Origin of the sequence: Pseudoalteromonas sp. UBA6610, from assembly GCF_002433295.1 — a bacterium.
GTDB lineage: Bacteria > Pseudomonadota > Gammaproteobacteria > Enterobacterales > Alteromonadaceae > Pseudoalteromonas > Pseudoalteromonas atlantica.
The window spans coordinates 92,667-99,924 of sequence record NZ_DJHW01000104.1; the positions used below are offsets into that span (position 1 = coordinate 92,667).

The window sequence follows — 7,258 nt, forward strand, 5'->3', positions numbered from 1 at the left end:
ATTTACACCTAACGTCCCAGTATTTTTTTCATGTTATGCATTATTGAATACTTATAAATATCTTTATGAGAGTGTATTAATAAGCTCAGAGGAACCCAATTTCCCGATATGATTGCTTCCCAGCATCCCATTGCATTAAGTTGTTTTTTGTTCATTAATAGCGAGTGCTTGTTTAAGAACTGCTTAAACCCAGTTAACCTGTTAGGTGAGCGAGTAATACTTACATCAGATTGCACTTCGTATTGCAGGTAGGTCGATTTTGGTAGCTTTAAACCCGGTCCATAACATTTAAAAAATCGAACCCACGTATCATAATCTTGCCAAGCTTTAAAGCTGGTATCAAAACCGCCTATATGCTTAAGGTGCTCGGTTTTGCAAAATAATTGGTTACCGACCTTATTAACAACTAGAATATCGTTTAAAGTTAGCTCACCAATAAAAAAGTTATGCTCAACCTTTGAGTTACCTTTACAAACAGTCACAGGGGTACATAACGAAGTGTACGACTCAGACCAGTGCGTCATAAAATAGGTAAGCCGATCGGTGGTAAATACATCATCGTCATCAAGGCCGGTAATAAACTCTCCAGAAGCTGCATCAATTGCTTTATTACGAGCAGCACAAGCTCCAAGCGCAGTTTCGTGATGAAAAACAGTAATACGCGGGTCAGTGAGTGCTAACGCATTTAAGTAGTCAGCAGTTCCGTCAGATGAACCATCGTTGACTATAATAAGTTCCCATTGTGAGTAAGACTGATCAAGCACGCTTTGTACAGCGCGTTTTAAGTTGTTCAGTCTATTGTGCGTTGGCATATATACCGTAATTAATGGTGTTTGCATTAACGAGCCCTATAAAAACGGATAAGGGCTATAAAGCTGCCGAAAATACCACCTAAAATAACGCTTACTATAATAATGAAAGCACGTTTAGGGCCTGACTTTTCTTCAGGAATAATCGCCGGATCTAAAGTAGTAAATATATACTCACTTTTTATTTCGGTTAACATTTTATTTTTAGTTTGTTCTTCTATTAACCTATAAAAAACGGCCTCCATGTCAGCAATGCGCGTTTGCGTTAGTTTTTCGTTGAGGTAATGGATGCTTTTATCTGCTTGTTCTATATCATAACTTTGCATTTGCGCGTTTATATCTTTAACTAAATTGGTTACAATTTGTTGCGCGAAAACAGGAGATATGTGTTCATAAGAGATTCTTACCAGTCCATTTTTTTCTTTGTCTATAGTTAGGTTTTTTTCAAACTTTTTATAGGCTAGCCAATAGGGGTTTGTATCTTCTGGAAATAAAAAAGTGGCGTTTTTAGTGTCGTATATTTCTGGATCATAGATAAGTGATTGATTGGCTTCATCCCAGTGCTGTGCTGCTATAAGGGGGGCAGTTAGGTCATATTTTTTTATAAACGCATACACAAACTCTTTAGTTAGCATTTTTGCTTGTGCAACTTCTGTTTTAAAGTCGTCATCGTTTAAACCACCTAAACCAGCAAGAGAAGCAAGCCCACCTAACTGAGAATCCATTTGTGAGCTTTGCCCTTGAAGCAACTGCGTAGGGGCGAGTAAGGCTTCAGCTCTGTAGGTGTTGGGAGTGTTTATGGCTACAAAAAAAGAAATAACTGCACAGACAAAGCAAATCGCAAAAATATAAATTTTAAAAGACCATATAGAGCTTATTATCTCACTGAGTTCTGGAGGAGGTAAGATCTCAATATTTTTATCAGCATTGCCCATTAAATTTCCCTGCTTGTTAGTGATGTACTTATTTCTAGTTGTGCGATTATACCTAAGTTTATTTAGGTTGCTAGAGCTCAAAAGTACGCTTTGCACAATACAAAGAGTTAAAAAGGGGGCGCTTAAAAGCTTATAGGGCTACTTTATAGTTAAATAACGAGCTATACATAAACAGTTGTGCTTTACAAAAAAAGCTATGTTAGAATCTGCGACTATTTTTATTTAGAGAGAAACAGTGCATAGTTGTGCTCTGTTTTTAGGCTAAGGTAGTTAGCTTTTTTACTAAAAGTGTAGTTGGCAAGGGTAAGGGAGTATTGATAATTGCGTATCAATTTATTTCCCGCATTTAAAGGCATAGCTCGTTAGCTTTTTTACTCGTAATTATAGCAAAATATAATAAGCCGCTTAGGGTTGTGCGTAACAATAAAACTGGGTTTGCATGAGTACTAATAAATTATCATTAAAATACTATAAAGCTTAGGAGGGCGTATGGAATTTATTTTAGCTATTATTTCGTCATTTGTTCTGTCGCTTTGCTCCATAAAATTATTTAGACCATTTGCAGTTAAGTATAATCTTGTAGACAAACCAAATGAGCGCAAACACCATGATGGCCATGTACCGCTTATTGGTGGAGTGGCTGTTTTTGCAAGTGTTGCCATATCGTGCGGTATTTGGCTGCCTTTTAATCAAGAACTAACCAGTTATTTATGTGCATCAGGGTTAATGGTTTTGCTTGGTGTGATGGACGATAAACACGAACTAAGCGTTAAATTTCGTGTTATTTTTCAAATTATTGTTGCTACATTTATGATAATAGCAATAGATAACTACATTATCGATCTTGGTGACATTTTTTACCTTGGTGACGTTAAACTAGGCTATTTTGGGATCTTTTTTACGTATTTAGCCGTTATCGGGTTAATAAACGCCTTTAATATGGTAGATGGCATAGATGGGCTATTAGGGGCTATGGCCATTAATACCTTAGGCGCTATTGCATTACTATTGTTGCTTAACCAAAAAGAAAACCTATTTACTGTTTTAATTGTTGTTGCATTAATTCCTTATTTAATTTTTAACTTAGGTTTTTGTGGAACCCGATACCGAAAAATCTTTATGGGTGATGCAGGAAGTATGTTTATAGGGTTTACGGTTGTATGGTTGTTAGTAACCAACACGCAAGGTCAATCGGCAAGCTTTAGACCCGTAACAGCGTTATGGATTGTTGCTATACCCTTAATGGATATGGCAGCACTTATTGTTAGGCGTATAAAAAAGGGAAGGTCTCCATTTCACGCTGACAGAGATCACCTTCACCACATCTTTTTGCGAGCGGGATTTAGCTCACGTTCAGCTTTGGTAATTATATTTACACTAAGCGTACTATTTTCAGGTGTAGGTATAGCGGCTGAGTTGCTTAATTTACCTGAGTCTATAATGTTTTTTGGATTTATTATTTTATTCTTAATTTACAGTGTTGCTATACTACACATATGGAAAGTACTCACTTTTGTTAGGCGTTTTACTACCAAGAAAATTTAATTTACTCTTATTAAATAGACTCTAACGTAGTGGAAAAGTTAATTTTGTAGTTTAACTTAGTTGGGTGGGCACTTTATAAAAGCTCAATCGTAAATACGCTTACCCCATACAATTTAACTGTTATTAATGGCCTAAATATGGACTTTTGGTTACCGCTAACAATATCTTTTATATTATCTTTTTTAGCAATTAAGATTGTAAACCCTATCGCAATCAAAACCGGCTTAGTTGATTACCCATGCGCACGTAAAGTGCACGAAGGGCATATCCCTTTAGTTGGTGGTATAGCTATATATTTATCGATTATGCTTGCATCGGTTTTATTTATTGAGCAAAGCCGAAACTTAAATATATATTTAGTTGCTGCAGCCTTCGTTTTGTTTTTAGGGGTGTTAGACGACCGTTACGACCTACCTGTAAAAACAAGGCTCGTTGCACAAGTGATTGTAGCCTCTTTAATGATTTTTGGAACAGAAACACACCTAAGTAGCCTTGGTAATATTTTAGGCGGATTTGAACTTAAACTTGGATTGTTTGGAATTATTGTAACCATAGTCGCAATTATTGCCGGCATTAATGCAATAAATATGATGGATGGAATAGACGGGCTTGCAGGTGCGCTTAGCTTAATTGCCTTTGCTGCTATAGCGTTTTTTTTAAATAGAGTAGCAAACGACTGGTTTTTACTCCCCACTTTATTTATAGCCTCATTACTTGCGTATTTAATGTTTAACTTAAAACTACATAAATCGTTTTCAAAAATATTTATGGGTGACTCAGGTAACATGCTAATTGGTTTATCTTTGGTGTGGTTAATGGTGTTAGGGGTCAATTTAGAAACGCCGGCGTTCAAGCCTGTAACGGCTCTTTACATTATGGGAGTGCCTATTTTAGATATGGCTACAGTGATAATACGCAGGTTAAAATCGGGTAATTCACCTTTTTCTGCAGATCGACAGCACTTGCACCATTTATTCGAAGCAGCAGGCTATAGCAGAACTTCAGCACTTGTTTGTATTTCTAGTTTTGCCTTATTACTTGCTGTACTAGGCTGCGTTGCAGAGATATTTTCAGTGCCTGAGTGGGTAATGCTAGCTACATATATTGTTTTATTTATTTGTTATGCAACTATAACACAGTGTGCATGGAATAAACTTAAGTAAAAAAATAGTTAGCAGTTGTCTACTCATTTATCAAAATTGCAGGGTATTAGTTAAAACTAAAATATAAAAGTTTAACCGTCTAGCTAAATCCCTTGTTGTATAAGCTAGGTGCCAATCTCAACTTTTATACCACCCCCTAATATCGCTTTATACTTATTTGCTAAAGTGCGCTTTGCATCTTCATCACCGTGCACAATTTTTATATGGCTTGGCTTTTTACGCATGCCGGTTACAAATTTAACTAATCCGTTTTGATCGGCATGTGCGCTGTAGCCGCTAATGGTATGCACCTGTGCGTTAATTGTAATGCGTGTATCGTTTATAAAAACATACCCATTGCGTGGACCGTATTTTTGTATATCGCGGCCAAGCGTGCCAACGCCCTGGTAGCCCACAAATAGTACATCGGTAGTTTTGTCGCCTAAAAAGCGCTCAAGGTAATTAACTATTCGCCCACCACTGCACATACCGCTGGCAGCTAAAATAATGGCAGGGGTTTGGCGCGACGCTAAATAGTTAATAATAGCCATATGCTCACTATGCGTATCTACCGTAGTTAGGTTGTCAAAGTCGAGTGGGTGGCGGCCTTTGGCTACTTTACGCTTAGCCTCTGCATCCCATAAATGTTTAAATTTAATATATTGCTCAGTAAAGTTAGCAGCCATGGGAGAGTCTAAAATCACATGAATATGTCGCCAAGGCGAGCCTTTAGCTGATTGATGTATTAGCTGCTCTAACTCGTAAAGTAGCTCTTGTGTGCGGCCTATACTAAATGCAGGTACCAACACCACGCCGTTGTCTGCAACAGCGCGTTCAATTACATTTTTTAGTGTTTGGGTGCGCTCTTTTCGGCCTTGGTGGTTTTTATTACCGTAGGTTGACTCTATAACTAACGTATCGGCCTTATAAGGAGGTTTTGGTGCCGGTAACAGCGGCGTGTAGGGGGCGCCTAAATCGCCCGAAAATACCACTCTATGTGTAGCTTTATTCTTACTAATATCTATTTCAACATAAGCGGAGCCTAATATATGCCCAGCACGCTGAAATCGCGCCTTAGCTATTTGCTCGTTGTTGCAAGGCAGCGTAAACCAAGTATTAAAACTAACGGCAACAATGCGCTTGTTTAGCAAACTTAAACACGCATTTATAATTTTAGTATCGCGGGTAATGCCCACCTTTAACGCATCTTCAATCACGAGTGGCAGCAAACTAGCCGAGGCAGGCGTAGTAAAAATAGGGCCTTTAAAACCTGCTGCAAGCAAATACGGAATACGCCCCACGTGGTCAATATGGCAATGCGTAACAATAAGCGCAGTAATGTGAGTAACATTAAACTCTATTGATAAATCATCCTTTTCGTCCTCTCCCTGAAAAAGCCCGCAGTCTATTAATACACTGGCTTTACTATTAATAACGAGCTCGTGGCACGAGCCTGTTACGCCGTTTACCGCTCCGTGGTGAAGTATTTGCATAAGTATCTATATTTAGCTTTTATAATGTAAAGTTAAAAGTAGGGGTAAACAGCAATTTAAGCAAAGTTTAGGGTGTAATAGCAGCAGCTTTATGGCGCTTAAAGAAATAGGCCCAATTACAAGATAAGCCCCTGCTACAAATATGTTTTTTAGCTTGAATAAAGTAATATAAACCCAATGATTACAATAATCTGAGCTGCCAGAGTGAGGTAAGTAAGTATACATTTACCTTAAATGTCTATTTACTTAAGAACCTTAATTTTTTATAATGGCCGCCGTTTGTTTATTAATGTTGTATTTGTTGCAATTGTGCGTAGTAAGGGTTCTTGTGAAGAGTTGGTATTTAGTTACATGTAAGCCTCGTCAAGAAGAACGAGCAGCCACCAACTTACTGAATCAAGGCATTGAAGTTTTTTATCCAAAATTAACCATCGAAAAACTCCATAAAGGCAGGCGAAGTGTTAAGCATTCTGCTTTATTTCCAAACTATTTATTTATTTGCTTAGAGTCTCAAAATGCTAATTTTTCTGCTGTAAAAAATACGCGCGGAATTAATGGGTTTGTTGCATATGGCTCTCGTTACCAAATTGTGCCAGACAGCCTAATACAACAACTAAAATCTGAGCGAATAGAGTCTGCTGAGTCAACTTTACCAAAAGTAGGCGACACAGTAAGCGTACATAACCACGCATTTAACAACATTACTGCAATATACAAAGAGCCAGATGGCGACATGCGTAGTATTTTGCTGATTAACTTACTTAATCAAAAAGTAGAAGTAAGTGTAGATAATAAAGATTTAAAACAGTAATAGGTAAGCCCACAGGCACCCATTACATAAAAATTGGTATACATATCAGTACGTAGGAACTGCAACCTAGGGGCGGAAGCGTGCCCGAAGGGCTAGACAAGCAAATAGTTTTGCTTTCAAGCTGAAGCGAGAGGAGCTCTGCGACGAACTGGAACGTGAAGCGTGCCCGAAGGGCTAGACAACTCGTAGACGCGCAGCTTGCTGGCGTTTTAAAAGCAACGCTTTTACGTATTTAAAAAATTGCGTAAGTAAGCCTCACGTTTACGCGGGTTTTATACTCGCCGCTACTTATATGTTTTCTCATTTACTTCTCTTTTGCTTCTCTTTGTGCAAAAAATAAAACATTAATTCACAAAGAGGTTAAGAGACGCTGCGCTTTAGAGGGTAGTGCGTAGTCGCGGCTTTATGCCGCGTTCGAACAATAAACCCAAATGCGAGGTAAACTCGCTGCTACTTGGATATTTCTCATTTTCTTCTCTTTGTGCAAAAAATAAAAAATATTAATTCACAAAGAGGTTAAGAG

At 38.0% G+C, this 7,258-nt stretch carries 6 protein-coding genes; 3 read left to right on the top strand and 3 right to left on the bottom strand.

Going from position 1 to position 7,258, the window contains the following annotated elements; all coding sequences use genetic code 11:
* Positions 1-8: 8 nt before the first annotated feature.
* Positions 9-839 (bottom strand): glycosyltransferase, encoded by an 831-nt coding sequence (locus B4F91_RS14245; RefSeq protein ID WP_096041113.1) that lies wholly within the window; start codon positions 837-839, stop codon positions 9-11.
* Positions 839-1,534, bottom strand: coding sequence for an LPS O-antigen length regulator (locus B4F91_RS14250; RefSeq protein ID WP_348689396.1), 696 nt, complete (start codon positions 1,532-1,534; stop codon positions 839-841). The genes B4F91_RS14245 and B4F91_RS14250 overlap by 1 nt, the downstream gene beginning before the upstream one ends.
* Before the next feature lie 699 nt (positions 1,535-2,233).
* On the opposite strand from B4F91_RS14250, the gene wecA (B4F91_RS14255) reads away from it, so the two are divergent.
* Both wecA (B4F91_RS14255) and wecA (B4F91_RS14260) read left to right on the top strand, forming a co-directional pair.
* Complete coding sequence (gene wecA / locus B4F91_RS14255; protein WP_055016705.1) at positions 2,234-3,289, top strand: UDP-N-acetylglucosamine--undecaprenyl-phosphate N-acetylglucosaminephosphotransferase; 1,056 nt, start codon at positions 2,234-2,236, stop codon at positions 3,287-3,289.
* A gap of 137 nt (positions 3,290-3,426) precedes the next feature.
* Complete coding sequence (gene wecA, locus B4F91_RS14260) at positions 3,427-4,452, top strand: UDP-N-acetylglucosamine--undecaprenyl-phosphate N-acetylglucosaminephosphotransferase (RefSeq protein WP_286938245.1); 1,026 nt, start codon at positions 3,427-3,429, stop codon at positions 4,450-4,452.
* A gap of 104 nt (positions 4,453-4,556) precedes the next feature.
* On the opposite strand, the gene B4F91_RS14265 is transcribed toward wecA (B4F91_RS14260), so the two are convergent.
* Entirely contained in the window at positions 4,557-5,924 is a 1,368-nt protein-coding gene (locus B4F91_RS14265; protein WP_286938247.1) for an MBL fold metallo-hydrolase RNA specificity domain-containing protein, read from the bottom strand.
* A gap of 328 nt (positions 5,925-6,252) precedes the next feature.
* Here B4F91_RS14265 and rfaH point away from each other — a divergent pair, with 328 nt between their 5' ends.
* Complete coding sequence (rfaH, locus tag B4F91_RS14270) at positions 6,253-6,735, top strand: transcription/translation regulatory transformer protein RfaH (RefSeq protein ID WP_286938248.1); 483 nt, start codon at positions 6,253-6,255, stop codon at positions 6,733-6,735.
* Positions 6,736-7,258 lie beyond the last annotated feature (523 nt).